At 63.7% G+C, this 24,917-nt stretch carries 25 protein-coding genes; 20 read left to right on the top strand and 5 right to left on the bottom strand.

Translation table 11 applies throughout. From position 1 onward, the window contains the following. Positions 1 to 9: 9 nt before the first annotated feature. The 9 genes from hmcB (at position 10) to ybgF (ending at position 8,390) form a co-directional block, all read left to right on the top strand. Entirely contained in the window at positions 10 to 1,131 is a 1,122-nt protein-coding gene (gene hmcB, locus DESPIGER_RS06275; protein WP_072334484.1) for a sulfate respiration complex iron-sulfur protein HmcB, read from the top strand. Continuing rightward, the gene (hmcC, locus tag DESPIGER_RS06280) at positions 1,132 to 2,346 is read left to right on the top strand and encodes a sulfate respiration complex protein HmcC (RefSeq protein ID WP_072334487.1); all 1,215 of its coding nucleotides are present in this window, start codon (positions 1,132 to 1,134) and stop codon (positions 2,344 to 2,346) included. It abuts the gene before it with no gap. A gap of 15 nt (positions 2,347 to 2,361) precedes the next feature. Beyond that, the gene (locus DESPIGER_RS13130; RefSeq protein ID WP_173783288.1) at positions 2,362 to 2,517 is read left to right on the top strand and encodes a hypothetical protein; all 156 of its coding nucleotides are present in this window, start codon (positions 2,362 to 2,364) and stop codon (positions 2,515 to 2,517) included. Between the two features lie 275 nt (positions 2,518 to 2,792). Next, entirely contained in the window at positions 2,793 to 3,290 is a 498-nt protein-coding gene (gene hysD, locus DESPIGER_RS06285) for a NiFeSe hydrogenase maturation protease (protein WP_072334490.1), read from the top strand. A gap of 16 nt (positions 3,291 to 3,306) precedes the next feature. Beyond that, complete coding sequence (locus tag DESPIGER_RS06290) at positions 3,307 to 3,558, top strand: HypC/HybG/HupF family hydrogenase formation chaperone (RefSeq protein ID WP_072334493.1); 252 nt, start codon at positions 3,307 to 3,309, stop codon at positions 3,556 to 3,558. Positions 3,559 to 3,879: 321 nt separating this feature from the next. After that, positions 3,880 to 6,699, top strand: coding sequence for an isoleucine--tRNA ligase (gene ileS / locus DESPIGER_RS06295; protein WP_072334495.1), 2,820 nt, complete (start codon positions 3,880 to 3,882; stop codon positions 6,697 to 6,699). Beyond that, positions 6,699 to 7,199: a signal peptidase II gene (lspA, locus tag DESPIGER_RS06300; protein WP_072334498.1), complete on the top strand. Its 501-nt coding sequence runs from the start codon at positions 6,699 to 6,701 to the stop codon at positions 7,197 to 7,199. The genes ileS and lspA overlap by 1 nt, the downstream gene beginning before the upstream one ends. Continuing rightward, the gene (locus DESPIGER_RS06305) at positions 7,196 to 7,396 is read left to right on the top strand and encodes a PLDc N-terminal domain-containing protein (protein ID WP_072334501.1); all 201 of its coding nucleotides are present in this window, start codon (positions 7,196 to 7,198) and stop codon (positions 7,394 to 7,396) included. Before lspA ends, DESPIGER_RS06305 begins: the two co-directional genes overlap by 4 nt. A gap of 19 nt (positions 7,397 to 7,415) precedes the next feature. Beyond that, positions 7,416 to 8,390, top strand: a complete 975-nt coding sequence (gene ybgF / locus DESPIGER_RS13415) for a tol-pal system protein YbgF (protein WP_072334504.1) — start codon at positions 7,416 to 7,418, stop codon at positions 8,388 to 8,390. A gap of 302 nt (positions 8,391 to 8,692) precedes the next feature. Here the strand turns inward: ybgF and DESPIGER_RS06315 are convergent, their stop codons facing one another. Then, positions 8,693 to 9,037, bottom strand: a complete 345-nt coding sequence (locus tag DESPIGER_RS06315; protein WP_072334507.1) for a DVU0772 family protein — start codon at positions 9,035 to 9,037, stop codon at positions 8,693 to 8,695. A 230-nt stretch (positions 9,038 to 9,267) separates the two neighbouring features. On the opposite strand from DESPIGER_RS06315, the gene DESPIGER_RS06320 reads away from it, so the two are divergent. Both DESPIGER_RS06320 and secA read left to right on the top strand, forming a co-directional pair. Continuing rightward, the gene (locus DESPIGER_RS06320) at positions 9,268 to 9,636 is read left to right on the top strand and encodes a molybdenum cofactor biosynthesis protein MoaE (RefSeq protein ID WP_072334510.1); all 369 of its coding nucleotides are present in this window, start codon (positions 9,268 to 9,270) and stop codon (positions 9,634 to 9,636) included. A 509-nt stretch (positions 9,637 to 10,145) separates the two neighbouring features. After that, on the top strand, positions 10,146 to 12,737 hold the full coding sequence (gene secA / locus DESPIGER_RS06325; RefSeq protein WP_072334514.1) for a preprotein translocase subunit SecA: 2,592 nt from the start codon (positions 10,146 to 10,148) through the stop codon (positions 12,735 to 12,737). 510 nt (positions 12,738 to 13,247) lie between these two features. Here the strand turns inward: secA and DESPIGER_RS06330 are convergent. Next, positions 13,248 to 14,108 (bottom strand): PHP domain-containing protein, encoded by an 861-nt coding sequence (locus DESPIGER_RS06330; RefSeq protein ID WP_072337588.1) that lies wholly within the window; start codon positions 14,106 to 14,108, stop codon positions 13,248 to 13,250. Between the two features lie 220 nt (positions 14,109 to 14,328). Between DESPIGER_RS06330 and DESPIGER_RS06335 the strand changes: the two genes are divergently transcribed. The 4 genes from DESPIGER_RS06335 to acs all read left to right on the top strand — a co-directional run bounded on the left by DESPIGER_RS06335 (position 14,329) and on the right by acs (position 18,199). Further along, entirely contained in the window at positions 14,329 to 14,532 is a 204-nt protein-coding gene (locus DESPIGER_RS06335; RefSeq protein ID WP_072334516.1) for a Trm112 family protein, read from the top strand. Between the two features lie 8 nt (positions 14,533 to 14,540). Continuing rightward, a complete protein-coding gene (gene yfcE, locus DESPIGER_RS06340; RefSeq protein WP_072334519.1) occupies positions 14,541 to 15,122 on the top strand; it encodes a phosphodiesterase in 582 nt (193 codons plus the stop codon). Next, positions 15,119 to 15,751, top strand: coding sequence for a Maf family nucleotide pyrophosphatase (locus DESPIGER_RS06345; protein WP_072334522.1), 633 nt, complete (start codon positions 15,119 to 15,121; stop codon positions 15,749 to 15,751). Before yfcE ends, DESPIGER_RS06345 begins: the two co-directional genes overlap by 4 nt. Positions 15,752 to 16,156: 405 nt before the next feature. Then, positions 16,157 to 18,199 (top strand): acetate--CoA ligase, encoded by a 2,043-nt coding sequence (gene acs / locus DESPIGER_RS06350; RefSeq protein ID WP_072334525.1) that lies wholly within the window; start codon positions 16,157 to 16,159, stop codon positions 18,197 to 18,199. Between the two features lie 132 nt (positions 18,200 to 18,331). Here the strand turns inward: acs and DESPIGER_RS12890 are convergent, their stop codons facing one another. The 3 genes from DESPIGER_RS12890 to DESPIGER_RS12635 form a co-directional block, all read right to left on the bottom strand. Next, entirely contained in the window at positions 18,332 to 18,628 is a 297-nt protein-coding gene (locus DESPIGER_RS12890) for a hypothetical protein (RefSeq protein WP_072334528.1), read from the bottom strand. Positions 18,629 to 18,638: 10 nt separating this feature from the next. Further along, the gene (locus DESPIGER_RS06360) at positions 18,639 to 18,860 is read right to left on the bottom strand and encodes a hypothetical protein (protein ID WP_072334530.1); all 222 of its coding nucleotides are present in this window, start codon (positions 18,858 to 18,860) and stop codon (positions 18,639 to 18,641) included. A 124-nt stretch (positions 18,861 to 18,984) separates the two neighbouring features. Beyond that, a protein-coding gene (locus DESPIGER_RS12635; RefSeq protein WP_156831586.1) for an IS5 family transposase occupies positions 18,985 to 19,751 on the bottom strand; the annotation gives its coding sequence in 2 pieces (ribosomal slippage) (positions 18,985 to 19,391 and positions 19,391 to 19,751; 768 coding nt in all). A 213-nt stretch (positions 19,752 to 19,964) separates the two neighbouring features. Here DESPIGER_RS12635 and DESPIGER_RS06375 point away from each other — a divergent pair. From DESPIGER_RS06375 to DESPIGER_RS06395, 5 genes are all read left to right on the top strand, one after another. Then, entirely contained in the window at positions 19,965 to 20,204 is a 240-nt protein-coding gene (locus DESPIGER_RS06375; RefSeq protein ID WP_072334532.1) for a FeoA family protein, read from the top strand. Between the two features lie 105 nt (positions 20,205 to 20,309). Continuing rightward, positions 20,310 to 20,564: a DUF6110 family protein gene (locus DESPIGER_RS06380; RefSeq protein WP_072334535.1), complete on the top strand. Its 255-nt coding sequence runs from the start codon at positions 20,310 to 20,312 to the stop codon at positions 20,562 to 20,564. 15 nt (positions 20,565 to 20,579) lie between these two features. Continuing rightward, on the top strand, positions 20,580 to 22,751 hold the full coding sequence (locus tag DESPIGER_RS06385; RefSeq protein WP_072334538.1) for a heavy metal translocating P-type ATPase: 2,172 nt from the start codon (positions 20,580 to 20,582) through the stop codon (positions 22,749 to 22,751). After that, entirely contained in the window at positions 22,751 to 23,041 is a 291-nt protein-coding gene (locus tag DESPIGER_RS06390; RefSeq protein ID WP_072334541.1) for an HMA2 domain-containing protein, read from the top strand. The genes DESPIGER_RS06385 and DESPIGER_RS06390 overlap by 1 nt, the downstream gene beginning before the upstream one ends. Positions 23,042 to 23,384: 343 nt before the next feature. Next, positions 23,385 to 24,494 (top strand): Fic family protein, encoded by a 1,110-nt coding sequence (locus tag DESPIGER_RS06395; protein ID WP_072334544.1) that lies wholly within the window; start codon positions 23,385 to 23,387, stop codon positions 24,492 to 24,494. Positions 24,495 to 24,917 lie beyond the last annotated feature (423 nt).

Raw genomic sequence — 24,917 nt, forward strand, 5'->3', positions numbered from 1 at the left:
AGTACGATTATGAATCGTAGAAAATTTCTGACCATCCTGGGCAGCGCTGGCGTCGCTTCCGCATTGGGCACGGCACAAGTGGCCAAGGCCGGCGGCACCCACATGTTCCCTTACTATGAAGACAGCTACGGCGTCCTGCACGATACCACCCGCTGCATCGGCTGCCGCAGCTGCGAAGAGGCTTGCAACAAGGTCAACCACCTGCCCAAGCCCGAAAAGCCCTTCACCGACCTTTCCGTCTGCGACACGCGGCGCCGTACTTCCGCCGATACCTGGACGGTGGTCAACAAGTACGAAGTGGGCGGCAAGCCCGTGTTCCGCAAGCTGCAGTGCTTCCACTGCAACGACCCGGCCTGTGCCTCCGCCTGTTTCGCCAAATGCTTCCAGAAGCAGCCCGACGGCAGCGTGACCTACGACGGCTCCCAGTGCGTGGGTTGCCGTTACTGCATGATCGCCTGTCCCTTCTATGTGCCCGGCTTCCAGTACAACGAGGCCTGGGACCCGCTGGTCCAGAAGTGCACCTTCTGCGAACCCCGCCTGAAGGAAGGCAAGCTGCCCGGCTGTGTGGAAGCCTGCCCCATGGATGCCCTGACCTTCGGTCGCCGCTCCGACCTCATCAAGATCGCCCGCAAGCGCATCGCCGAGAACCCCGGCAAGTATGTGGACTACATCTATGGTGAGTGGGACGCCGGTGGCACCGCCTGGATGGTCCTGGCTCCCAAGCCCACCCCGTCGGCCGTCAAGGCCGCCGGTACGGCCGACGCCGGCCATACCTTCAAGGAACTGGGTCTGGACACCCACCTGGGCAACCGTCCCATGGGTGAGCTGACCTACGGCGCCCTGGGTGCCGTGCCCATGATCATCGCCTTCTGGCCCATCCTCTTCGGTGGCGCCTACGGCATGACCAAGCGCCGCGAGGCCATGAGCAAGGCCGCCCAGGAAAAGACCGTCCAGACCGCCAAGGAAGATGTGACGGCCGCCATGGACGCCGCTGTGCGCAGCATCGAGCAGAACCAGGGCCCCGTGGCCGCCGATGAGGCCCGCAAGGCCATGATCGAGGCCCTCAAGGCCCGTGAGGCTCAAAACGGCTGCGACGGCTGCTGCGGCTGCAAGCACGGGGAGGATAAGTAAATGTCCCAGCACCAAATCGTGATCCCCACCAAGGACAAACTGTTCAACCTTGGTGAGTTTTCCCTGCGTCGCCCCGGCAACATGATCACCGCGGTCATCCTGGTCGTGGGCTTCGTACTGACCTTCATCCGCTTCACCCAGGGCATCGGCTCCATCACCAACCTGTCCGATACCCAGCCCTGGGGCATGTGGATCGGCTTCGACCTGCTCTGCGGCGTGTGTCTGGCCGCCGGTGGCTACTTCACCACCGTGGCCTGCTACGTCATGGGCATGAAGCACTTCCATTCGGCCGTGCGCCCCGCCGTGACCACCGCCTTCCTGGGCTACGCCTTCGTGGTCTTCGCCCTGCTGTATGACCTTGGTCACCCGCTGCGTCTGCCCTACATGTTCTTCTTCCCCGGCACCACCTCGGTCCTGTTCGAAGTGGGCCTGTGCGTGGCCACGTACCTGACCGTGCTGTTCATCGAATTCTCGGTGGCCCCCATGGAATGGCTGGCCTGCAAGTTCCCCTTCCTCAAGAAGTGGCGCAAGGTCGTGGTGCGCTGCACCATCATCCTGACCATCTTCGGCGTGTGCCTGTCCACCCTGCACCAGTCCTCGCTGGGCGCCCTCTACCTGATCGCCCCCGGCAAGCTGCATCCGCTGTGGTACTCCCCCTTCATGCCCATGTTCTTCTTCGTCAGCTCCATGGCTGCCGGCTGCTCCATGGTCATCTTTGAAGGCATGTGGGCCCACAAGGGCGTGCACCACTACATGGACGAAACACACCTGCGCGAAGCCGACGAAGTGGTCTTCAGCTTCTCCAAGGCCGGTGCCTTCATCCTTTTCGGCTACTTCATGCTGAAGCTCATCGACATGCTGGTCCAGGCCAACCTGCCCTACCTCTGCAGCGGTTACGGTCTGTGGTGGCTGGTGGAAATGCTGTTCTTCGTGCTGATGCCCGCGCTGCTGTATGCCAAGGGCTCCCGCGACCGCAACATCAAGCTCTGCCGCTTCGCTTCCGCCAATGCCGTGCTGGGCATCGTCCTGAACCGCTTCAACGTGTCCATGATCGCCTTCAACTACACCCTGCCCGCTGACGAGCGCTACTTCCCCAGCATCTGGGAAGTGTGCATCTCCATCTTCGTGGTGACCCTGATCGTGACCGTGTACCGCTTCATCGTCTATCACATGCCGGTGCTGTACGAACACCCCGACTTCAAGGATGCCCACTAGGACAGGAGGAACATCATGGAATTCCATACTTTTTACGACTACTTCCTCTACACCAAGAACTGGGCCTACGTCATGATGTTCGTGACCCTGCCCGTCTACGTCCTCTACTGGAACACCCTGCTGTTCCCCAAGAAGGGCCCCTGGCTCTTCGGTGACGACGACGAGCACTAGGCCGTACGCACACCACAAACCGGAAGGGCGGGGGAGACCCCGCCCTTTTTTCGTGCCCGGCTCCCGGCGGCCTTCCTGTGGCGGCCTTCTGTGGCAGCGTGCTGTGCCCCTTCCCCCGGCATCCCCTTGCGGCTGCCCCGCCGGGCTGCTATGCTGGTGCCTGTCCGCAGCCGCCCCTGCCGGGGCATCCGCGCCTGGACGGCCGGTGCCCGTGCGGGCCCGGCACGGCGGCCCCCCCTCGCCCTGCCGGGCGCAACTCCTGTACCGAGGATTGTATGGACAAAGTGCTTGTCATGGGTATCGGCAACCTGCTCCTCACCGACGATGGTGTCGGCGTCCATGCCGCCCAGACCCTGGCCGGGGAATCCTGGCCCGAAAACGTCACCATCATGGAAGCGGGCACCTTCACCCAGGATGTCTTCTATCTGTTCAAGGGCTTCGCCCATGTGCTCATCCTGGACATCGTCCACGGCCATGCCGGGCCCGGCACGGTCTATCGCCTGAGCGAGAGCCAGCTGGTGGACAACGAGAAACAGCGCCTCTCCATCCACGACATCGACCTGCTGGATTCCCTGCGCATGGCCGAGATGCTCCACGGCTCCCGTCCCAGACTTACCGTCATGGGCATGGAGCCCGCGGACTACACGTCCTGGAGCATGGAGCTTTCCCCGGCCGTGCGGGAACGCTTCCCCGCCTATCTGGACGAGGTCCGCAAGGAGATTTTGCGCCTGTCCCGCCAATACGCCGGGAACGATCCCGGCACTACCTGCTAACCATCGAGGAAGAGTCATGTGTCTTGCCATTCCGGCCCAGGTGGTCGAACTCCAGGAACAGGGCATGGCCCGCGTGCGCGTGGGCGAAAGCCAGACCTACCTTACCGCCTCCATGCTCCTGCTGCCCGAGCCGCCCAGGGTCGGTGATTATGTCATCGTCCATGCGGGCTTCGCCCTGCACAGCCTCACGCCCGAGCAGGCCCAGGAGAGCCTGGCGGCCCTGCGCGAGGTGGCCGAGGCCATCGAAGGCCAGAAACCCCTGTTCTGATCCGCAGCGACAGCAAAGGGCTTTCCCGCGGGAAAGCCCTTTTCGTCATCCGGCAGCGGGGATGGGCTCCCGCCGGTGCACGCCCGCGGCCTGCTCCCCCGCCGTCCGCCGCCCTTGCCGGTCCCCTTCCCTGCCGGTCGCTGCGGCCTTCGGCCCGTCCGGCAAAGCCCGCTTCCGCAGGTGCCGGGCGGCACTCGTGCCGCCGGCCGCATTTTCCCGCGGAAAAGCAGGACAGGGCGGCCTTTCCTGCCGCCCTTTCCTTGACTTTGCAAACGTATTTGCCGAAACTTAGGCGCTTTTTACATTGCCTGAGGAGCCAGCATGAGCGACTATAAAAAAACCCTGAATTTGCCCAAGACCGCCTTCCCCATGAAGGCCAATCTTGCCCAGCGCGAGCCCCAGCAGCTCAAGCAGTGGGAAGAAACCAAGGCCTATGAGGCCATGATCGAAAACTGCACCGGCAAGGGCGCGTTCGTCCTGCATGACGGCCCGCCGTACGCCAACGGTCATATCCACATGGGCACGGCCCTGAACAAGATCCTGAAGGACATCGTGGTCAAGTCGCGCAACATGCAGGGCTACCGCGCCCACTATGTGCCCGGCTGGGACTGCCACGGCCTGCCCATCGAGCACAAGGTGGAACAGGAACTGAAGGAAAAGAAAAAGACCCTGCCCGCCCATGTGGTGCGCAAGATGTGCCGCGACTACGCCGGCAAGTGGATCGACATCCAGCGCAAGGAATTCAAGCGCCTGGGCGTGCTGGGCGACTGGGACGACCCCTACAAGAGCATGAACCCCGCCTATGAGGCCGCCACGGCCCACGAACTGGCCAAATTCGTGGACAGGGGCGGCGTGGTGCGCGCCAAGAAGCCCATCTACTGGTGCTGCTCCTGCCATACGGCCCTGGCCGAAGCCGAAGTGGAATACGGCGACCACACCTCGCCCTCCATCTTCGTGCGCTTCGCCCTCAACGACGCCGACCTGGCCCGGCGCATCCCCGGCGCCGACCCGTCCCGCGCCTATGTGGTCATCTGGACCACCACGCCCTGGACCCTGCCGGACAACATGGCCGTCTGCCTGCACCCCGAATTCACCTATGTGCTGGTGGAGACCGGCGGCTGCCAGTACCTGCTGGCCGAAGAGCTGCTGGAAGGCTGCGCCGCGTCCTTCGGCTGGGAAGACGTGAGCGTGGTGGGCCGCGCCACCGGCCAGGAACTGGAAGGCCTCATGGCCCGCCACCCCTTCTATGACCGCCAGTCCCCCCTGATCCTGGGCCGCCACGTGACCCTGGATGCCGGTACCGGCTGCGTCCACACCGCTCCCGGCCACGGCCGCGAGGACTACGAAGTGGGCCTGGCCTACAAGCTGGACGTCTATTCGCCCCTGGACGACGCGGGCCGCTTTTTGCCGTCCGTGGAATTTTTCGCCGGTCTCAACGTCTTTGAGGCCAACCCCAGGGTCATCGAAAAGCTGACCGAAGTGGGCGCCCTGCTCAAGACCGCCAAGATCAGCCACTCCTACCCGCACTGCTGGCGCTGCAAGCAGCCGGTCATCTTCCGTGCCACCACCCAGTGGTTCATCAGCATGGAGAAGAACGACCTGCGCAAGAAGGCCCTCAACGCCATCGACACCAAGGTGCAGTGGATCCCCGCCTGGGGCCGCGACCGCATCTACAACATGATCGAGTCCCGTCCCGACTGGTGCATCTCGCGCCAGCGCCAGTGGGGCGTGCCCATCATGGCCCTGCTCTGCAAGGACTGCGGCGAAGCCTGGAACGACGCCCAGTGGATGCACGAGATGGCCGACCGCTTCGCCAAGCACCCCACGGGCTGCGACTACTGGTATGAAGCCCCCCTGGAAGAGATCGTGCCCGAAGGCCTCACCTGCCCCCACTGCGGCGGCCGGCACTGGGAAAAGGAAGACGACATCCTCGACGTGTGGTTCGACTCCGGTACCAGCTTCGCCGCCGTGCTGGAGACCCGCCCCGAGCTCTCCGCGCCTGCTGACCTCTATCTGGAAGGCTCGGACCAGCACCGCGGCTGGTTCCACAGCTCCCTGCTGGTGGCCGAGGGCACCCGCAATGTTCCGCCCTACAAGGCCGTGCTGACCCACGGCTATGTGGTGGACGGCGACGGCCGCAAGATGTCCAAATCCATCGGCAATGTCATCGCCCCGCAGGAGCTCATCGACAAATACGGCGCCGAGATCGTGCGCCTGTGGGTCTCCTCGGTGGAATACCGCGAAGACATCCGCATCTCGGACCAGATCCTGGGCCGCCTGGTGGATGCCTACCGCCGTATCCGCAACACCTGCCGCTTCATCCTGGGCACCATCAACGACCTGACCCGCGCCGACCTGCTGCCCCTGGACCAGCTGCTGCCCCTGGACCGCTACGCGCTCCATGCCGCCGCCCAGGTGCATGACCGCGTGCAGGATGCCTACATGACCTATGATTTCCACAAGGTCTACCACAGCCTGCACAACTACTGCGTGACCGACCTCTCGGCCGTGTATCTGGACATCCTCAAGGACCGCCTGTATTCCTCCGCCCCTGCCGCCACGGAACGCCGCTCGGCCCAGACCGCCCTGTACCACCTGCTCTGCCTGCTGGTGCGCGACATGGCGCCGGTGCTGTCCTTCACCGCCGAAGAGATCTTCCACCACCTGCCCAACGACCTGCGCGACGACGTGCCCACGGTCTTCGCCCTGCCGCCCGTGGACAGCAGGCCCTATCTGCTGGAAGACGGCGTGCGCGACGACTGGAACGTGCTGCTGGCCGTGCGCGGCGCCGTGACCCGCGCCATCGAGCCCCTGCGCCGCGACAGCGTGGTGGGCCATTCGCTGGATACCAGCGTGACCCTCTATGTGGCCGACGAGCTGCGTGAACGCCTGGAAGGCCTGCACACCGACCTGCGCGCCTTCTTCATCGTCTCGCAGCTGCATCTGGCGCCCCTGGCCGCAGCTCCGGCCGACGCCGTGCAGGACGCCGAAGTGGCCGGCCTGGCCGTGGGCGTGGCCAAGGCCGCCGGTGAAAAGTGCGAACGCTGCTGGATCTACAGCACCGAACTGGGCAGCGATCCCGCGCATCCCACCCTCTGCCCCCGCTGTGCCAAGGTCATGGCGGAACTGCCCGAGGCGTAATGCGAAAATATACGATCCTGGGCGGCTACGGCCTGCTGGCGCTGGTGCTTGACCAGCTGACCAAATGGTGGGCCGTGGCCGCCATCGATCCCCCGCACCCCGTGACGGTCATCCCCGGCCTGCTGGATCTGGTGCTGGTCCACAACCGGGGCGCGGCCTTCGGCTTTTTGAACCGTTCCGACATCCAGTGGCAGTTCTGGCTGTTCCTGGGCGCGACCGTGGTGGCCGCCGCGGCCATCGTGGCCCTGCTGCGCAGCTCCCGCTTCAATGCCTGGCTCAGCGCCGCTCTGGGCCTGGTGCTGGGGGGCGCGCTGGGCAATCTGGTGGACCGCATCCGCTTCCGGGCGGTCATCGACTTCGTGGATGTCTATGTGGGGCAGTGGCACTGGCCCGCCTTCAATGTGGCGGACATGGCCATCTGCATCGGCGCCATCCTGGCCTGCATCGTCATCTGGCGTACCCCGGAAGCCCCGGAAAAGCGCAAGGAGAAAAAATCATGACCTTCGCCTGGTGGCATGTCCTGGTGGCCCTGATCCCCATCCTGCCCAACCTCTGGAGCATCTGGCACATCTGGAACCACCGCTTCTCTTCCTTCCAGCAAAAGGCCGTCTGGCTGGTCATCGCCGTGTTCCTGCCTGTGCTGGGGGGCCTGATCTATATTTTCGCCGGTCGCAGGCACGCCGGTGAAAAAATTTAAAACGGGAGACCAAGACTCTATGAACAGCAAACGTCTTCTTCCTCTGTGTGGCCTGATCTGCGCCACCGCCATGCTGGGCGCTTGCGTGGGCCAGAGCAGCAGCAGTGCTGCCAACGAAAGCATGTATCTTGAGCAGCGCGTGCAGGAGCATGATGCCCTGCTGCGCCAGATGCAGCCCGCCCAGGCCGAGGTCTGGAACCAGGTGCAGGCCATGCGCCAGGAACTGAACACCCTCAAGGGCCTGGTGGACGACCTGAAGAACGTGGGCGGTGCCGCGGCCCTGGCGGAACGCGTGCGCGCCCATGATGCCGCCCTGCGCCAGGTGGAGACCAGCATGGCCCTCAACCTCAACCTGGGCGAGCCCATGCCCGCTGCCGGCGCCGCGCCCGCCCATGCCGCCGCGCCCCAGGCCAATGCGCCCCTGTTCCAGCCGCAGCAGAACCCCTATGCGGCACCCGCCGCCGGTGCCGCGGCCGGTGCTGCCGCCGGTGCCGCCGCCGGTCTGGCCACCGGCCCTTACGGGGATGCCGCCGCTGCCCCTGCCGCCGCTCCGGCCGCCACGGGCAGCACCTGGGGGCAGCCCACGCCCCAGCCCGAAGCCAAGCCCGCTGCGAAGAAGGACCTGTCCCTGGCCCTCTATGACGCGGGCCTCAATGCCTTCACGGCCCGCAAGTACGATGAGGCCCAGCGCTCCTTCGCCGATTTCATGAAGAACTATCCCACGCACAGCATGGCCCCCGACGCGCAGTACTATCTGGCCGAGTGCTACTTCCAGCGCAACCAGTTCCCCGATGCCGCCCTGGCCTACGATACGGTCATCACCAAGTTCGCCAAAAGCTCCCGGGCGCCGGGCGCCTACCTGAAGCAGGGCATCTGCTTCAGCAAGATGAACCAGAAGGCCGCCGCCAAGGCGCGCATGAACGAGCTCATCAAGAAGTACCCCAACTCGCCCGAAGCAGCCCGTGCCAAGACCTTCCTCAAGACCAACAAGTAGGACACGCGCCTGACGGATATGGCAAAGCCGGTGGCCTCTGGCCACCGGCTTTTTTCATGCCCGCCGCCGGGGAATGCGCGTGGGGAACGGCCCGTCCCGTGGCGGACATCCGTGCGGGCAGGAGCCGGGGATGCCGGGCGCTGCGCTCCCTTGTCCGGTCCGGGCTGGCGCTGATGCTGCATCGTTGCGCCCCAACGACGAAGGGCCCCGTTGCCGGGGCCCTGTCTGGTGCGTTTGGTGTGGAGGTTTACGGGTTTCGAGGAGGGGATGAAGAAGGAAGGTCGTTATGACGTCAATGCTGTCTACTGGCCCAGTTCGTGGCGCAGCCAGCTCTTGATGGCGGGGGTGGGTTCGCTGATGCCGCGCCACTTGCCGTGCACGGATTCGTATTCGGGCAGCAGGTGGGAAGGCAGCGGCATGGTGAACAGGTCTTCAGCGTTTTCGGAATTGCGGCGCACCAGGCGGATGACGGGCTCCTTGCCCCAGCTGTCCACCACGAAATAGTGGGACACATCTTCCTTGGAGCGCACGGGCGGATATTCGGAATGCCAGTCGTTGTTGCCCCATTCAAGATACATGGTCACGGCATGCTCGGGGCTCAGGTTCCAGGAGATATCGTAAAGAGCATAATCTTGCAGGCGGTTCATATACTCCTCCATGTGCTTTTTTGAATAGTAATGATTCTTAATTAAAAAATCAATACCTAGCGCAAAAATAAGTAATATTTTTTTATTCTCAAAGCATTCCAGGATGTTGGGGAAGGAAGCTCCGCGTGCAAAGCTGTTTTTCCGCGTCGTCTTCCCTTTATCCGCGGGCCCGGGACGTGTATGCTGGCTCCGCGCCGGGACGATCCGGCGCCGCAGACAAAGGAGTCAGCATGGACGTCAACAAGGTTTTGCAGGAACTCAAGGCCCGCCCCGGCTTCACCGATCATGTGGGCATGATGCTGGTACACAACGGCGTGGTCCGCGGCTGGTCGCGCAAGGATCACGCGCCGGTCAGCTCCGTCACCGTCAGCCATGACCAGGCCAAAATGGACGCCATCTGTCATGAGATGGAGCAGCGGCCCGGCATCTTCGCCATCGTGGCCCAGGCCAATGAAGGCGAATTGCAGCCCGGTGACGACCTGCTCCTGCTGGTGGTGGCCGGTGACATCCGCGAGAACGTCAAAGCCACCTTTGCCGAGCTGCTGGACCGCATCAAGTCCGAAGCCGTCATCAAACAGGAGCACGGCCCGGAAGCCTAGGGCCCGCACCGCTATCGGAGGAGGGGCCGCGCCGCAGGGCCGATGGCGACAGGTGCAGGCGCACGATGGCCACCGCAGGGCCGGTCCGCGCGGCCGCAGCCCCTGCATCATCCCCGCCTGCGGCTGTGGCCGGTCCCCCGCGGGGCCCCTTCCCCTTCTTCCTCGCCCCGGCGTGTTCCGTAAAGCAGCGCTCCCGCGGCACGGCAGGCCCTCCCTGCCCGGGACGTTGACCGCCCGCCGGGGAAAGCCCCGGCGGCGTTTTGCACGGCCATCCCGTGCTTCCGGCAGGGGCAGCGGCGGCGTTTTCCCCCGCCCGTGAGGGCATTTTCCTCCCCCGGTGCATTGCCAAAGCCGTGTTTTGACCTTACTTCTACGGCATGCGCGACCGTTTGTGACGCCCGGCCCCCGGTGCCGGGCCCTTTCACGCACGGCCAGTCCGGCTTTTTTCTGGATGCACGCGGCCGCGCGCCTGCCCCGGGGCAGGCCATCCCGCCAAACGAGGAGAACGCATGTTCGGTTTCATTTTCAAAAAGATTTTCGGCAGCAAGAACGACCGCTACCTGCGCCGCCTGCGCCCCATCGTGGCGCGCATCAACGCGCTCGAACCCCAGATGCAGGAACTGGCCGACGAGGATTTCGCCCGGCGCATGGCGGAATACCGCCAGCAGGTGCAGGCCGGTGAACGCACCCTGGACGACCTTCTGCCCGAAGTCTTCGCCCTGGTCCGCGAAGCCTCCCGCCGGGTCATGGGCATGCGCCACTATGACGTGCAGCTGGTGGGCGGCATCGTGCTGCACCGCGGCAAGATAGCCGAAATGAAGACCGGCGAGGGCAAGACCCTGGTGGCCACCCTGCCCGTGGCCCTCAATGCCCTGTCCGGCAAGGGCGTGCATGTGGTGACCGTCAACGACTACCTGGCCAGCCGTGACGCCCAGTGGATGGGCAAGCTCTACAATTTCTTGGGCCTTTCCGTGGGCGTCATCGTCAACGGCCTTGACGACCAGGCCCGCAAGGAGGCCTACGGCGCCGACATCACCTACGGCACCAACAACGAATTCGGCTTCGACTATCTGCGCGACAACATGAAGTTCTACGCCACGCAGCTGGTGCAGCGCGGCCACAACTACGCCATCGTGGACGAAGTGGACTCCATCCTCATCGACGAGGCCCGTACCCCGCTCATCATCTCCGGCGCTTCCGACGAGAGCGTGGGCATGTACCGCGCCATGGACCAGATCGTGCGCCAGCTGGGCCCCGAGGACTACACCGTGGACGAGAAGGCCCGCACCGCCATGCTCTCCGAGGAAGGCGTGGCCCACTGCGAGGCCCTGCTGCATGTGGACAACCTTTTCGACCCGGCCAACATCACCCAGCAGCACTGCATCCTGCAGGCCCTGAAGGCCCATCACGTCTTCAAGCGCGACGTGGACTACATCGTGCAGAACGACAAGGTGGTCATCGTGGACGAGTTCACGGGCCGCCTCATGGACGGCCGCCGCTATTCCGACGGCCTGCACCAGGCCCTGGAAGCCAAGGAGAACGTCACCATCGCCGCCGAGAACCAGACCCTGGCCTCCATCACCTTCCAGAACTATTTCCGCATGTACGACAAGCTGGCGGGCATGACCGGCACGGCCGATACCGAAGCCGTGGAATTCCACCAGATCTACAATCTGGAAGTGGTCTCCATCCCGCCCAACAAGCCCATGCAGCGCAAGGACTACCCCGATCTCATCTACCGCACCCGCAAGGAAAAGTACGATGCCATCATCGAGGCCATCCGCGAGCTGTACGAAAAAGGCCAGCCCGTGCTGGTGGGCACCATCTCCATCGAGACCTCGGAGATGCTCTCCCAGCGCCTGAAAAAGCTCAACATCCCGCACAACGTGCTCAACGCCAAACAGCACGCCCGTGAAGCCGAGATCGTGGCCCAGGCAGGCCAGAAAGGCCGTGTGACCATCGCCACCAACATGGCCGGCCGCGGTACCGACATCGTGCTGGGCGAGGGCGTGCTGGAGCTGGGCGGCCTGCACATCCTGGGCACCGAACGCCACGAGAGCCGCCGCATCGACAACCAGCTGCGCGGCCGTTCCGGCCGTCAGGGCGACCCCGGCTCCTCCCGCTTCTACCTTTCGCTGGAAGACGACCTCATGCGCCTGTTCGGCTCCGACCGCATCAGCGGCCTCATGGAGAAGCTGGGCCTCAAGGACGGGGAGGCCATCGAGAACGCCATGGTCACCCGTGCCGTGGAAAACGCCCAGAAGCGCGTGGAAGCGCACCACTTCGAGATCCGCAAGACCCTGCTGGATTACGACAACGTCATGAACCAGCAGCGTGAGGTCATCTATGCCCTGCGCCGCGACATGATGGTGGAAGAAGACCTGGAACCCGTGCTGAGCGAGTTCCGCAACGATATCCTGGACGACGCCTACACGCCGCTGGAACAGGCCGATAGCGAAACGGCCGCCGAACTGCGCAAGGCCCTGCAGGCCCGCCTGGCCGATGTCTTCAACCTGGGCCGCGTGCTGGCGGCCGATGCCCCCGTGCCCGACCGCGCCGGCTGCGAGGAATGCATCCACCAGATCTTCCGGCAGCTGCGCGAAGAGGCCGGCCCCCTGTATCAGGACATCCTGCGCTATTTCCTGCTGGAAGAACTGGACCGCACCTGGAAGGAACACCTGCGCAACATGGACGCCCTGCGTGACGGCATCGGCCTGCGCGGCTACGGCCAGAAGGACCCCAAGCTGGAATACAAGCGTGAGGGCTTCGAGATGTTCCAGGCCATGCTCTTCCAGATCCGCGAAGGCGTGTTCCGCGCCCTGACCCGCGTGCATGTGCAGCCTGCCGAGCCCGCGCCCGCCGAGGGTGCCGCGGAAGAGGGCCATGCCCAGGACGAAGCCCCGCAGCAGGAAGCCCCCAGGGCCAAACCCACCCTGAGCCTGCGCCACAAGGAGAGCGATGACCTGGCCTACTCCGGCAGCCAGACCACGGATGCCGGCAACCAGCCCGCCAGGGCCAAGCCCCGCGTGGGCCGCAATGACCCCTGTCCCTGCGGCAGCGGCAAGAAGTACAAGAAGTGCTGCGGCATGGGCAAGGCCTAGCCACCGCTCCTGACCATCACTGACAAAAAAAGCGGGCCCCTCGTGAGGGGCCCGCTTTTTTTGCCGCCGGCGGAGGCCGTACGGCAGACAGGAGCAGACAGACAAAGATAACGGGCGGAAGGACGGCGGTGCGGGACGCTCCCGTCACGGGAGCCGGGCCGGACGGACCGGGCCCGTGCACACGCCGGACCTGCCAAAGCGCCCCGGGGGAGGATGGCCTGCCCGGGGCCCCCTTTGCCCGGGCCGCTCAATGCAATTTTTTCAACTAAGTAAAGAAGATCAGCTCTCCCTCCCCAGAGGACGCTCGCCGCATGTGCCCGCGCTCATCTGAAAAAGCGCGCTGGGGCAAGGATGGGGCTTGGAGAAAGGGAACCCCTTCTCGCGCGGGCAGCGACCGAATGGCGGCCCGCAGGGCCGTGCCCGTTAGCGACGAAGGAGCTTTACGGGCATCGACAGCGAGATGAGGGGCTTTCCTTCCCCCCAAAACAAGCCGGGACAGGTCAACAGGCCCTAGCAGGGCAGGCCGCGCCGGGCGCGCATCTCGCGCAGGCCTTCCAGCACGCTGTAGGGCACGCGCAGGGAGCCGTAGCCCGTGCCCAGACGGATGCGGGGCTTGTTGGTGCCGTGATAGTCCGAGCCGCCGCTGACGCCCAGGCCGTAACGCCGGGCCAGCTCCAGGCAGCGCCGGGAGGCGGCCTCGGAGTGTTCGCTGTGATAGGCCTCGATGGCGGTGAGCCCGCAGGGCAGGAGGCGTTCGATGAAGGCCTCCAGCCAGCCGTCAGGCAGTTTCTGCAACATGGGATGGGCCAGGCAGACCGTGGCCCCCAGCGAGGAAAGGACGCCCACGGCCTCTTCGGGCTGCAGGACCTCCTTGGGCAGATAGGCCCGGCCGTAATAGCCCAGATATTCCCTGAAGGCCTCGCTGACGTCCTTCACATAGCCCTTGCGGACCAGCACGGCGGCGATGTGCGGGCGCCCCACGCTCTCGCCGCGGGCCTCGTGCAGCACCTCATCGAGCGTGATCTCCACACCCAGGCCCTGGAGCTTTTCCACGATGCGGATATTGCGCTCGCTGCGCTTGCCGCGCAGATACTTGAGCCTGTCCTGCAGGGGCGCCAGGTCCCGGGGCAGCCACAGGCCGAGCACATGCATCTCGCCCAGCTCCGTACTGGTCGACAGTTCGCATCCACGCACGAATTCCAGCCCCAGCTCCCGGGCCGCGGCCTCGGCTTCGTCCAGACCGGAGACCGTGTCGTGATCGGTCACCGCCACTGCCGCCAGCCCCTGGGCATGGGCATTGCGCACGAGCTGCCCGGGGCTGTCCGTTCCGTCAGAAGCCTGTGAATGCGTATGTAAATCAATGAATTGCATGCTTTCATCCATGATAGTTATCTTTTTCTTTTCAAGTAAACTACGACTTTATGAAAAAAAAGCAAGCCGCTCACCGCTGCCGCAAGATAGGCGCTGCCCCGCAGGTCACGCTTTCCGGCAGGCGTTCCCGGCAGCTTTGGCTTGAAGAACAGACAGCAACACGCTATGCTTTTGCCCTCGAAAAACAGGGAGGCACCGCCCCCCAAGACAAGGAAACATCATGATGAACACACAGGAATTGCTGCAGATCCTGGCCTGCCCCCGCTGCATGGGCTCCCTGGAGCCCCTGCCTTCCGCCGGGCATGCCGAAGGTCTGGCCTGCCCGGCCTGCAACGTGGTCTATCCCGTGCGTGACGATATCCCCATCATGCTGGTGGACGCCGCTGTGGAGCGCGCCCGCTGGGATGAGGAACACAAGGGGTAGGGCCGCCCATGCGTCTGCTCATCGCTTCCGACCTGCACGGCTCGCTGGACAGTCTGCGCTTCCTCTGCGACACGGCCCGACGGCTGGCGCCCGACATGCTGGTGCTGCTGGGCGACCTGGTCTATCACGGCCCGCGCAACCCCCTGCCCGGCGGCTATGATACCCGCGCCGTGCTGGATGAACTGGACCGCCTGAACCACCTCCCCTGCCCGGTCACCGCCGTGCGCGGCAACTGTGATGCCGAGGTGGACATCATGCTCACGCCTTTCGCCGTCTCGGAAAACGCCTGGATAGAAGCCGATGCCCTGCGCATCTTCGCCAGCCACGGCCACCGCCTGCCGGAAAACCCGCCCCTGCCGGGCTTTGCCCCGGGCACGGTCATCCTGCGCGGCCATACCCACATCCCGCGCGGCGAGAGCCTGGACGGCCTGCACTTCTGGAACCCCGGCTCCCTCAGCCTGCCCAAGGGCGGTTCCCCCCGCAGTTACGGCCTGTACGAGGACGGCTGCTTCCACGTTTACGACATGGAAGGCAGGGAAGTGCTGCGCCACTGGCCCCGCCAGAACTGGTCCCATCAGGCGGGCCGATGAACGCGGTCCCGCTCCGGCCCCTCTTCGTCCTGCGGCCCGGCATCCGTCTGGTGCTGGCCTCCGCCTCGCCGCGACGCCGCCAGTTCATGGACGAATGGGGCCTGCCCTATACCGTCGTCCGTCCCGCGGGGGTGGAGCCGCGCCCCGGACACGGGGAATCGCCCGCCGCCTACGCCCTCCGCGCCGCCACGGCCAAGGCGCGGGCCGTGGCCGCCTCGGCGGATGCCGGGGCTGACGGCCTGATCCTGGCCGCCGACACCGTGGTGGCCCTGGACAGCGACATCCTGGGCAAGCCCGCCGATGACACGGACGCCCTGGACATGCTGCGGCGCCTTTCCGGCCGGAGGCACGAGGTCATCACCGGCGTCTGCTGCCTTTTCCCTGACGGGAGCAGCGCGGGCTTTGCCGATACCAGCGCCGTCCGCTTCCACGCCTGGCCGGACGACGTGCTCCGCGCCTATGTGCGCAGCGGCGAACCGGCCGACAAGGCCGGGGCCTATGCCATCCAGGGCCAGGGGGCCTTTCTGGTGGAAAGCGTGCACGGTTCCTGGTCCACGGTGGTGGGCCTGCCGGTGAGCCGTCTGGCCGCCCTGCTGCTGGAAGGGGGCTGGATGCGCTCCGAGGCCTGATCCCTTCCGTTTCCCCATCCTGCTTTCCCGGGCGGTCTCGTCGTAAGGCCGCCCTTTCCTTTTCGCCTGTCCGCTGTCCGCCACGCCGGGGCCACTGCCGCCGGCCCGGGCGTCCTGCCCCGAAAAATGCCCCCTGTCCCTGGGGAACGGAAAAATTTTTTAAAAAATTTCATAAAAAACAGGCCGTGATTGAGATTTATTTCACGATCTCTCATCCCCGTGCACAACGGCGCCTGCTGCCGTTTCGCGGCGGCAGCTTTCCCCACCTTGTCCTTTTTTTCTCCACAATGACTGGTAGCACAAACAGTTTTCTGGCCCTTGACGCCCGTAAAAAATCACTTTACGCCGGTAGCATGGATGATTTTCCACTGTTGTCTGCAGTCTTAAGCTTATGGAGTTGCCATCATGTCCCAGGAACGGATTACCACTCTCTTAACCGAGAAGCGTAGCTACCTCCCCCCCGAGCACGGCAAATCGTCCGCGTGGATCTGCGGTCAGGACGAAGCCGACGCCATCTGCCGGCGAGCTCTGGAAGACCCCAATGACTTCTGGGGTGCACGCGCATCGCAGCTGATCCACTGGTTCAAGCGCTGGGACAAGGTACTGGAGGCCGACGAAGCGCGGCACAAGTACAGATGGTTCACCGGCGCCAAGCTCAACGCCGCCTTCAACTGCATCGACCGCCACCTCATCTCCGGCCGCCGCAACAAGGCCGCCCTCATCTGGCAGGGCGAAAAAGAAATGGACGTGCGCTGCTTCACCTACCAGATGCTCTATACCGAGGTCTGCCGTGTGGCCCACGCCCTGAGCTCCCTGCACATCAACAAGGGCGACCGTGTGGCCCTGTACATGCCCATGATCCCCGAGCTGGTCATCGCCATGCTGGCCTGCGCGCGCATCGGCGCCATCCATACGGCCATCTTCTCCGGCTATGCCGAGGGCGGCGTGCGCAGCCGTATCCAGGGCTCCAAGGCCAAGGTCGTCATCACCGCCGATGCCGCCATCCGCGCCGGCAAGATCAAGCCCCTCAAGGCCAACCTGGACCCCATCCTGGAAAAGTGCCCCTCCGTGGCCCACGTTGTGGTGGTGAACCACGCCGACCTCTACGACGTGAAGATGACCCCCAACCGCGACATCTGGTGGCATGACCTCATCGAGGACTTCACCCTGGACGTGGACTTTCCCTGCGAGCCCATGGACGCCAACGACACGCTCTTCCTGCTGCATACCAGCGGCAGCACCGGCAAGCCCACGGGCATCATGCACTCCACGGGCGGCTACCTGACCTATGCGGCGCATACCACGCAATGGGTCTTCGACATGCGCGACGACGACGTCTACTGGTGCACGGCCGACATGGGCTGGATCACCGGCCATACCTACGGCGTGTACGGGCCGCTGGCCCTGGGCGCCACGGTGGTGATGTTCGAGGGCGTGCCCACATGGCCCAAGCCCGACCGCTACTGGCGCATCGTGGAAAAATTCCGCGTCAACATCCTCTACACGGCCCCCACGGTCATCCGCTCCCTCATGCGCCTGGGCGAAGCCTGGGCCGAGCGCTATGACCTGCGCACCCTGCGCATCCTGGGCTCCGTGGGCGAACCCATCAACCCCGAGGCCTGGCACTGGTACCACAAGAACATCGGCGGCAGCGAGCTGCCCATCGTGGACACCTGGTGGCAGACCGAGACCGGCGGCGCCATGATCAGCCCCCTGCCCTACGCCACCAAGCTCAAGCCCGGCTCGGCATCGCGGCCCCTGCCCGGCATCGACGCGGCCGTCATGGGCGGCAGCGCCACCCGCGACGGGGAAGACGGCGACGGCTCCGCCCGCAGCGGCCATCTGGTCATCCGCAGGCCCTGGCCCGGCATGATGCAGGGCGTGTACAACGACGAGGAAAAATACCAGTCCTACTTCTCGCGCTTCGGCTGCTACGAGTCCGGCGACGGCGCCGAGGTGGACGAGGACGGCTACTTCTGGATCCTGGGCCGCGTGGACGATTCCATCAACGTTTCCGGCCACCGTCTCTCCACCGCCGAGATCGAGGCCGTGCTGGCCTCCTGCCCCGAAGTGGCGGAAGCCGCCGTGGTGCCCATGCCCCATGCCCTCAAGGGCGAAGGCATCTACGCCTATGTCGTCACCCGTGACGAAGTGCCCTGGAGCGACGACGTGCGCAAGAAGCTGCGCGACACCGTGCGCCGCGACATCGGCGCCCTGGCCTCTCCCGAATACATCCAGTTCGTGGAGGCCATGCCCAAGACCTGTTCCGGCAAGGTCATCCGCCGCATGCTGCGCAAGATCGCGGGCAACGTCTACGACGACCTGGGCGATACCACGGCCCTGGCCAAGCCCGACGTGCTCGACCACATCATCATCGGCCACCGCAACCTGCTGCAGGGCCAGCACGAGACGGCCAACCTGCCCGATGAGGACCAGCCCAAGGAATAGGTCCTCCTCCGCTCCCCGACAAAAAAGACCATCCGCTGCGGGTGGTCTTTTTTTTTGCCCGCGGTCCTCCTGCAGGATGCCTTCCCCTTGCGGAGCGGCCGGCCCCCCAGGCCGCGACGGCCGCCCCGGGGTTCAGGCATCGCTGTCGCGTCCCTCCGCACGCGTCTCCCGCAGCATGCGCCAGAACTGGCGGCACTCCTCGGGATAGGAGGCCAGCAGGAAACACAGGGCCAGGATCACCAGCGCCAGCAGACACAGGGCCAGACAGACGATCTGGGCCAGGGCCAGCAGGGCCGCCAGGGCCGCCAGCAGGCCCGTCCCCCCCATGACCAGACGCCGGATGCCTCCGGCCAGCAGGGCCCGCCACCGGGGGATGCCTGCCACCGGGGCGGCGGGCAGGGCCGTTCTCCTGTCGGAAGGACGCTCCATGCGACGATCCTTACAGGGCCTTGCGGCGTTTCCAGACGTGATCGGCCAGCAGGGCGCTGAACACGGCGCCGGTCAGCACATGGGCCGTTTTGTTGCCGGCAAGGCCCAGCACCACCGACGCGCCCAGCGCCCCCAGCATGATGCGCATGGCCAGTTTGCGCCCGCTGAGCTTTCTGGTCGCGGGCCGTGCGGGGGCAGTCAGGCTCCCTGTGGCGAGACAGACTTCTTCCATACTGAAACTCCTTTGATAAGAGATTAAAATAAAAGGATAAAAATTTTTACATGGCCATCAAAAGAAAAAATGAAAGTGATTTTCTTTTTTCTTGACACTCATCCTAGATAGTGTCTACACGAGTTTAAGTTAATACCTTAAGCCATATCGCTATACAGCGTATTTGTGCAGCAGCCTCAAATGAAGTGAGCATCTTCGCATATCTTGTAGCGATACCGCGCCACCGTTTGAGATGGAGAAAAGCATTCTCCACCAAGTGCCTCACTCGATAGAGGCTCTTATCATACCAACGTTGCGTCTTACGATTCCTTTTGGGGGGAATAACAATTTCGCAACCAGTCTCAGTTGCTTTATCTATGAGCTCATTGCTGTCATATCCGCGATCCGCCAACAAACATTGAGCGGTAATACCGTCAATCAAGGCTACGGCTTGTGTGCAATCCGCTGTGGTACCAGCTGTAACAGCAACTCTGACCGGCATACCATGCGCATCCACGGCCAGGTGTATTTTACTGTTGAGCCCCCTTTTGTGCGGCCCATACCCTGATTACCGCCTCTAGCCCCTGCCGCATGGGGGTGGACTTTGCAATGGCTGGCATCGATCATCAACCATTCAAAATCTGGCTCATCAATCAATATTTCAAGGAGTTTTTCCCATACTCGTTTGTCTCGCCAACGAATAAAGCGTTGATGAACGGTTCCCCATTTGCCATATTCCGGTGGCAGGTCTCGCCACGGCGCACCAGTACGCAATATCCAGAAGACGGCATTGATAAAGAGGCGATTATCCTTTGCTACACCTCCCCATTGCCCGCTTTGCCCAGGTAGATGAGGTTCCAATAAGGCCCACGCAGCATCCGAAATGTCATGGCGGCGTTGAGGATTCGTCATAAGCACATCCTTGCAGAATTGATGCACTCCTCATAATATAAATCTCGTGTAGACACTACCTAGTTTACGCCATGCTTCTTTGCAAGCCCGGAGTAGCGATGCGGCATGCCGGATCAGCCGCCCCCCAAGCCCGGTCGGGATCGTCCCGGCCGGATCGCACTGCGCAGGTATGCCGGTTCCTGCTCCGGGCCCGTACCAGCAAAGGAGAAGATCATGAGCGACATCATCAGCCTTCGTCAGATGCAGATCGGCCAGAGCGGCAGGATCGCCACGGTGGAAGCCCTGGGAGAAATGGGCCGCCGCATCCGGGACATGGGCCTGATCCCCGGGACCACCGTTTCCATCGTGGGCCGCGCGCCCCTCAAGGACCCCGTTGCGCTGCGCCTTTCCGGGGTGACCGTCACCCTGCGCAACAGCGAAGCCGACCACATCACCGTCGACGTCTCCCACTAGCCCCACTCTTCTCCCAACCGTGCGTTTTCTGCTGTCCGGGCCGTGCCAGAACATGGCCCGGATGGCCCTCTGTATCCTTTTACCTGTGCAAACGGAGGCACAAGCATGAACAACGGTCTGAAATACGGTCTTTTCTTCCTGGGTGGTCTGGCGCTGGGCGTCGTGGGCACCGTTGCCGTCACCCGCGGCAAGCTCGATCTCAAGCCCCTGGCCACCGACCTGGTGAGCCGCGGCATGGACATGAAAGACGCCATCATGAGCAAGGTGGAAGCCGTCAGGGAAGATATGGAAGACCTGGCCGCCGAAGCCCGTCAGGCCGCTGACAAGCGCAAGGCCGAAGCTGCCGATCCCCAGGCCTGATGAGGGGGCACGCGCATGCGCTTTTTTCTGGTTCATGAACTGAGCTGCCCCAACGGGGCCGGAAGGCTGCGTGCGCGTGCCTGCCGCCCCATGACGCAGGCGCAGGCCGAGATCCTGGCCGACACCCTGGATGCCATCGACGGCGTGGAAGGCGTGCGGGTCAACCCGCGCGTGCCCAGCGTCCTCGTGCTCTACCGGCATGCGCAGGCCCGGCAGGACGTGCTCCGCTCCCTGGCCGCCCAGGACGCCGGTGCCCTCAACGACGGCAGCGTCCTGTCCACCCTTACCCAGGAACTGGAAAGCAGCCTCGAACGGCACGCTTCCGGCAGCCGCCTGCCGGCCCATGAAGATGACGAGACGGGGGCCCAGGGGTTCGGCCCCCTGATGCGCTTCCTCTTCGTCCGTCCTTTCCTGCCGTTCAAGCTGCGTGTGGCCAGCAGCGTCATGGGGGCCCTTCCCTTTTTGCGCAAGGGCCTCGCCTCGCTCCTCCAGGGCAAGCTCAATGTGGACGTGCTGGATGCCGCGGCCATCGGTGTTTCCCTGCTGCGGCGCGACTTCCGTACCGTCACGGTGCTGACCCTGCTGCTGGGGCTGGGCGAGGCCCTGGAATACTGGACGCGCCGCCGCTCCATGGCCAGCCTGACCGAGAGCCTGGCCCTCAATGTGGACACCGCCTGGGTGCTGGCCGATGGCGTGGAGACCAGCGTACCGCTCTCTGATGTGCGTGAAGGCGATCTGGTCGTGGTCCGCGACGGCGGTTCCATCCCCGTGGACGGCATCGTCGAGGACGGCGAGGCCGTGGTCAACCAGGCCAGCATGACCGGCGAGCCCCTGGGCGTGCCCCGCAGCAGGGGCGCTGCCGTCTACTCGGGCACGGTGGTGGAACAGGGGCACCTCGTCATCCGCGCCACCCATGTGGGCGACGGTACCCGTCTCAAGCAGGTGGTGCGCTTCATCGAAGAATCCGAGGCCCTCAAGGCCGGCATCCAGGGCAAGTTCGAACGCATGGCCGACATGGCCGTGCCCTTCACCTTCGCCCTGGCGGGCCTTGTGTGGCTCATCACCCGCAATCCCATGCAGGCGGCGTCCGTGCTGCTGGTGGACTATTCCTGCGCCCTGCGTCTTGCCACCCCGCTGGCCGTGCTGGCCGCCATGCGCGAAAGCGCGCGCCACGGTGTGGTCATCAAGGGCGGCCGCTTCCTGGAGGCCCTTTCCGAAGCCGATACCGTGGTCTTCGACAAAACGGGCACCCTCACCAATGCCAGCCCCCGTGTGGTGGAGGTCATCCCCGCCGCAGGACATGAGCGGGACGAGATCCTGCGCCTCGCGGCCTGCCTTGAGGAGCACTTTCCCCATCCCGTGGCCCGGGCGGTGGTCCGCTGCGCCCAGGAGGAAGGCCTGCAGCATGAAGAGGAGCACGCCCAGGTGGAATACGTGGTGGCCCACGGCATCGCCTCCACCCTGTACGGCAAGGCCGTGCGCGTGGGCAGCCGTCACTACATCGAATGCGACGAAGGCATCGACCTTTCGCCCCTGGAGGCGGAGATCGACGCCCAGGCCCGGATGGGCCGTTCGCTGCTCTACCTGGCCATCGACGGCAAGCTGGCCGGGTTCCTGGCCATCGAGGACCCCCTGCGTCCCGAATGCCCGCAGGTCCTCAGACAGCTTGAGGAGCTGGGCTTCCGCCGCATCCTCATGCTCACCGGCGACGACGAGCGCACCGCCCGTGCCGTGGCCGGCAAGCTGGGACTCAAGGAATACCGCTCGCAGGTCCTGCCCGCCGACAAGGCCGACGTCATCGCCGACCTCACCGCCCAGGGCTGCAAGGTCCTCATGGTGGGCGACGGCATCAACGATGCCCCCGCCCTGTCCGCCTCCCATGTGGGCGTGGCCATGTGCGACGGCGCCGACCTGGCCCGCGAAGTGGCCAATGTGCTGCTCACCCGGCCGGACCTCAGCGGGCTCATCACGGCCCGGCTGCTGGGCAGGGCCACCCTGCGGCGCATCCACACCAACTTTGCGGCCACCATGCTGCTCAACAGCCTGTTCCTGGCCGGGGGCCTGTTCATGGTCCTGACGCCCGGCGTCTCGGCCCTGCTGCACAACCTGACGACCCTGGGCGTGACTCTCAATGCCATGCGGCCGCATCTGCCCGGCCGCCACGCCCGCCAGCTGGAGGCCGCCTGATGCTCGACAGCCTGCGCTTCGTGAAATACGTCCGCAGCTTCATGGACGGACGCGTGCGCGTCCGGCACCCTGCCCTGCGTGACGCGGCCATTGCCGGCAAGGCCCGCGCCGCCCTCCTGCGTGTGGACGGCGTGCGGGATATAGAACTCAATACCCTGAGCGGTTCGGCCCTCATCCTCTATGACAGCGCCCGTCTGTCGCAGGACAGGCTCATCGAGACCGGCTGCCGCTGGGCCGACTGGCTGGACAAGGCCGCACGCGGCCAGGCTGGCGAGATGCCGCCACTGTAGAAATGGCGGGCATTCCGGGGGAGAGACCTTTTGTGGACAAAAGGTCCTCTCCCCCGGGCCCCCTCTTCCAAAAAACTTTTTCAGGTACGGACGCTGGTCCCCGCCGCTGTCTCGTGGCCAGGGACATCCCGCCTGACAGGGGCCCTCCATATCGCTTCCTCCCTGGAGCCCCCCATAAAAAAGGACGCTATTATGGCGTCCTTTTTTATGGCTTCGGACGGGAAGGTCCACCGGCCTTAACCTTTTGTGTCAAAAAAACGGCTTTTTATTTGACACAAATAACGGTATGATACGTTGACTCACTTTCATTGGACACAAATACGCCGTCAGCAAAGGAACGCTCATGCCTGCGACGCCTTATCTGCCTCCTCTTCTCCCCCTGACAATTTCCGAGGATGCCTGGGGAAGCTTCGGTATGCTGGAGTTCAATGCCGTTTCCTCTCTTGCGGAGCTCAACGGCATGATGCGATCCTCCGCCAAGGCCGATCTCTTCTGGCTCACCTGGCTGCTTCAGGAAGCACGGAGCTCCAATGTCATCGAAGGAACCGTCACAACTTTCGAAGAAATCCTGGGGGAAAACGCCGGGGTTGTCGTTCCCGCAGAACGCCAAGATGATGTCCGGGAAGTCATCAACTACAAAGAAGCCACAGAGGCCGGACTTCAGGCCATAAACAACGGACGGGATATTACGCTGTCCCTCGTCAAGTCTCTTCACGCGCTCCTCCTTGGAGGGACACGCGGAGAAAAGAAGAGCCCTGGACAATATCGCACTATCCAGGTCCACATTGGCCGTCCCGGCTCGACTCCTGATACGGCGACTTATATCCCGCCCGATCCCGTCCATGTCCCCGCCCTTCTGGAAAACTGGGAAAAATTCCTGCGCCGCGCTGACTTGAACCCTCTCATACAGGCCGCTGTCATGCACGCGCAATTTGAAATGATCCATCCTTTCTGTGATGGGAACGGCAGAATGGGACGCCTGCTCATCACCCTGCTGCTTGCAGAAAAAAAATTGCTGACCAAGCCTTGTTTCTATATGAGCGCCTATCTTCAGGAACACCGTACGGAATACTATACGGCTCTTGGGAACATTTCCCAGCAAGGAAGCTGGAAAGAATGGATAGAATTTTTTCTCAATGCCGTCATCCTTCGCAGCAAGCATAACAAAGACCTGCTTACTGCCATGAACGATCTTTATGAGCAGTCCAAAAGTACTTTTCCTGCCATCACAGGATCAGTCAACGCTGTACAGATACTGGATTACATGTTTTCAAAGCCACTGTTTACCCAGCCTGATCTCCAAAAACATGTGGGCACGGCACGTACACGACAGGGCTTCACAAACATCCTGCACAAACTGGAGCAGGCAGACATCATTGCCAAAGCCGCTCCCGGAAAAGGCAGAACCCCCGCTGTATGGAGATTCACAGCCCTCATGGAACTTCTTTCGTAAGAAAATTCCAGTATGGCTGCTGGCCTTCATAGCTGCCGCACGGTCCGGGACATTTCAGCCTGATGGGCAGATGGGATACGGAGACATGATACCATAGCAGTCCGCCCTTCCGCATGGCGAGTGTTGTTTGGTTCCGCGCCTCAAGTGGGCAACGAGTGGCCCACCATGTAAAAAAGGACGCTACAGGGCGTCCTTTTTTACATGGTGGAACAGTTTTCCACTGAGGGAGCAGAAAAAATTTCCGGTAGATCTCCCCTTTTTCCCGCTTTGGATGGGGAGGTGTGCCGGTTTCAGCAGTTTGTGTCAAATAAAACGGCTTTTATTTGACACAAATGAAGATATACCGCTTTGACGCACTTCCATTGGACACAACTCCGAAAAAATCATTGATGCGTCACAGGAAACTTCCCATGGAGGACTTTG

Origin of the sequence: Desulfovibrio piger, assembly GCF_900116045.1 — a bacterium.
Classification (GTDB): domain Bacteria; phylum Desulfobacterota; class Desulfovibrionia; order Desulfovibrionales; family Desulfovibrionaceae; genus Desulfovibrio; species Desulfovibrio piger_A.

Bases quoted from the DNA above. Each gene is read 5' to 3' on its own strand.
- DESPIGER_RS06345 (WP_072334522.1), top strand. From the start codon at position 15,119: ATGAACGCGGTCCCGCTCCGGCCCCTCTTCGTCCTGCGGCCCGGCATC.
- DESPIGER_RS06305 (WP_072334501.1), top strand. From the start codon at position 7,196: ATGACCTTCGCCTGGTGGCATGTCCTGGTGGCCCTGATCCCCATCCTG.
- lspA (WP_072334498.1), top strand. From the start codon at position 6,699: ATGCGAAAATATACGATCCTGGGCGGCTACGGCCTGCTGGCGCTGGTG.
- DESPIGER_RS06320 (WP_072334510.1), top strand. From the start codon at position 9,268: ATGGACGTCAACAAGGTTTTGCAGGAACTCAAGGCCCGCCCCGGCTTC.
- hmcC (WP_072334487.1), top strand. From the start codon at position 1,132: ATGTCCCAGCACCAAATCGTGATCCCCACCAAGGACAAACTGTTCAAC.
- DESPIGER_RS06395 (WP_072334544.1), top strand. From the start codon at position 23,385: ATGCCTGCGACGCCTTATCTGCCTCCTCTTCTCCCCCTGACAATTTCC.
- DESPIGER_RS06315 (WP_072334507.1), bottom strand. From the start codon at position 9,037: ATGAACCGCCTGCAAGATTATGCTCTTTACGATATCTCCTGGAACCTG.
- ybgF (WP_072334504.1), top strand. From the start codon at position 7,416: ATGAACAGCAAACGTCTTCTTCCTCTGTGTGGCCTGATCTGCGCCACC.
- DESPIGER_RS06390 (WP_072334541.1), top strand. From the start codon at position 22,751: ATGCTCGACAGCCTGCGCTTCGTGAAATACGTCCGCAGCTTCATGGAC.
- yfcE (WP_072334519.1), top strand. From the start codon at position 14,541: ATGCGTCTGCTCATCGCTTCCGACCTGCACGGCTCGCTGGACAGTCTG.
- secA (WP_072334514.1), top strand. From the start codon at position 10,146: ATGTTCGGTTTCATTTTCAAAAAGATTTTCGGCAGCAAGAACGACCGC.
- DESPIGER_RS06380 (WP_072334535.1), top strand. From the start codon at position 20,310: ATGAACAACGGTCTGAAATACGGTCTTTTCTTCCTGGGTGGTCTGGCG.
- DESPIGER_RS06360 (WP_072334530.1), bottom strand. From the start codon at position 18,860: ATGGAAGAAGTCTGTCTCGCCACAGGGAGCCTGACTGCCCCCGCACGG.
- hmcB (WP_072334484.1), top strand. From the start codon at position 10: ATGAATCGTAGAAAATTTCTGACCATCCTGGGCAGCGCTGGCGTCGCT.
- DESPIGER_RS06385 (WP_072334538.1), top strand. From the start codon at position 20,580: ATGCGCTTTTTTCTGGTTCATGAACTGAGCTGCCCCAACGGGGCCGGA.
- DESPIGER_RS13130 (WP_173783288.1), top strand. From the start codon at position 2,362: ATGGAATTCCATACTTTTTACGACTACTTCCTCTACACCAAGAACTGG.
- ileS (WP_072334495.1), top strand. From the start codon at position 3,880: ATGAGCGACTATAAAAAAACCCTGAATTTGCCCAAGACCGCCTTCCCC.
- hysD (WP_072334490.1), top strand. From the start codon at position 2,793: ATGGACAAAGTGCTTGTCATGGGTATCGGCAACCTGCTCCTCACCGAC.
- DESPIGER_RS06335 (WP_072334516.1), top strand. From the start codon at position 14,329: ATGATGAACACACAGGAATTGCTGCAGATCCTGGCCTGCCCCCGCTGC.
- DESPIGER_RS06290 (WP_072334493.1), top strand. From the start codon at position 3,307: ATGTGTCTTGCCATTCCGGCCCAGGTGGTCGAACTCCAGGAACAGGGC.
- acs (WP_072334525.1), top strand. From the start codon at position 16,157: ATGTCCCAGGAACGGATTACCACTCTCTTAACCGAGAAGCGTAGCTAC.
- DESPIGER_RS06375 (WP_072334532.1), top strand. From the start codon at position 19,965: ATGAGCGACATCATCAGCCTTCGTCAGATGCAGATCGGCCAGAGCGGC.
- DESPIGER_RS06330 (WP_072337588.1), bottom strand. From the start codon at position 14,108: ATGCAATTCATTGATTTACATACGCATTCACAGGCTTCTGACGGAACG.
- DESPIGER_RS12890 (WP_072334528.1), bottom strand. From the start codon at position 18,628: ATGGAGCGTCCTTCCGACAGGAGAACGGCCCTGCCCGCCGCCCCGGTG.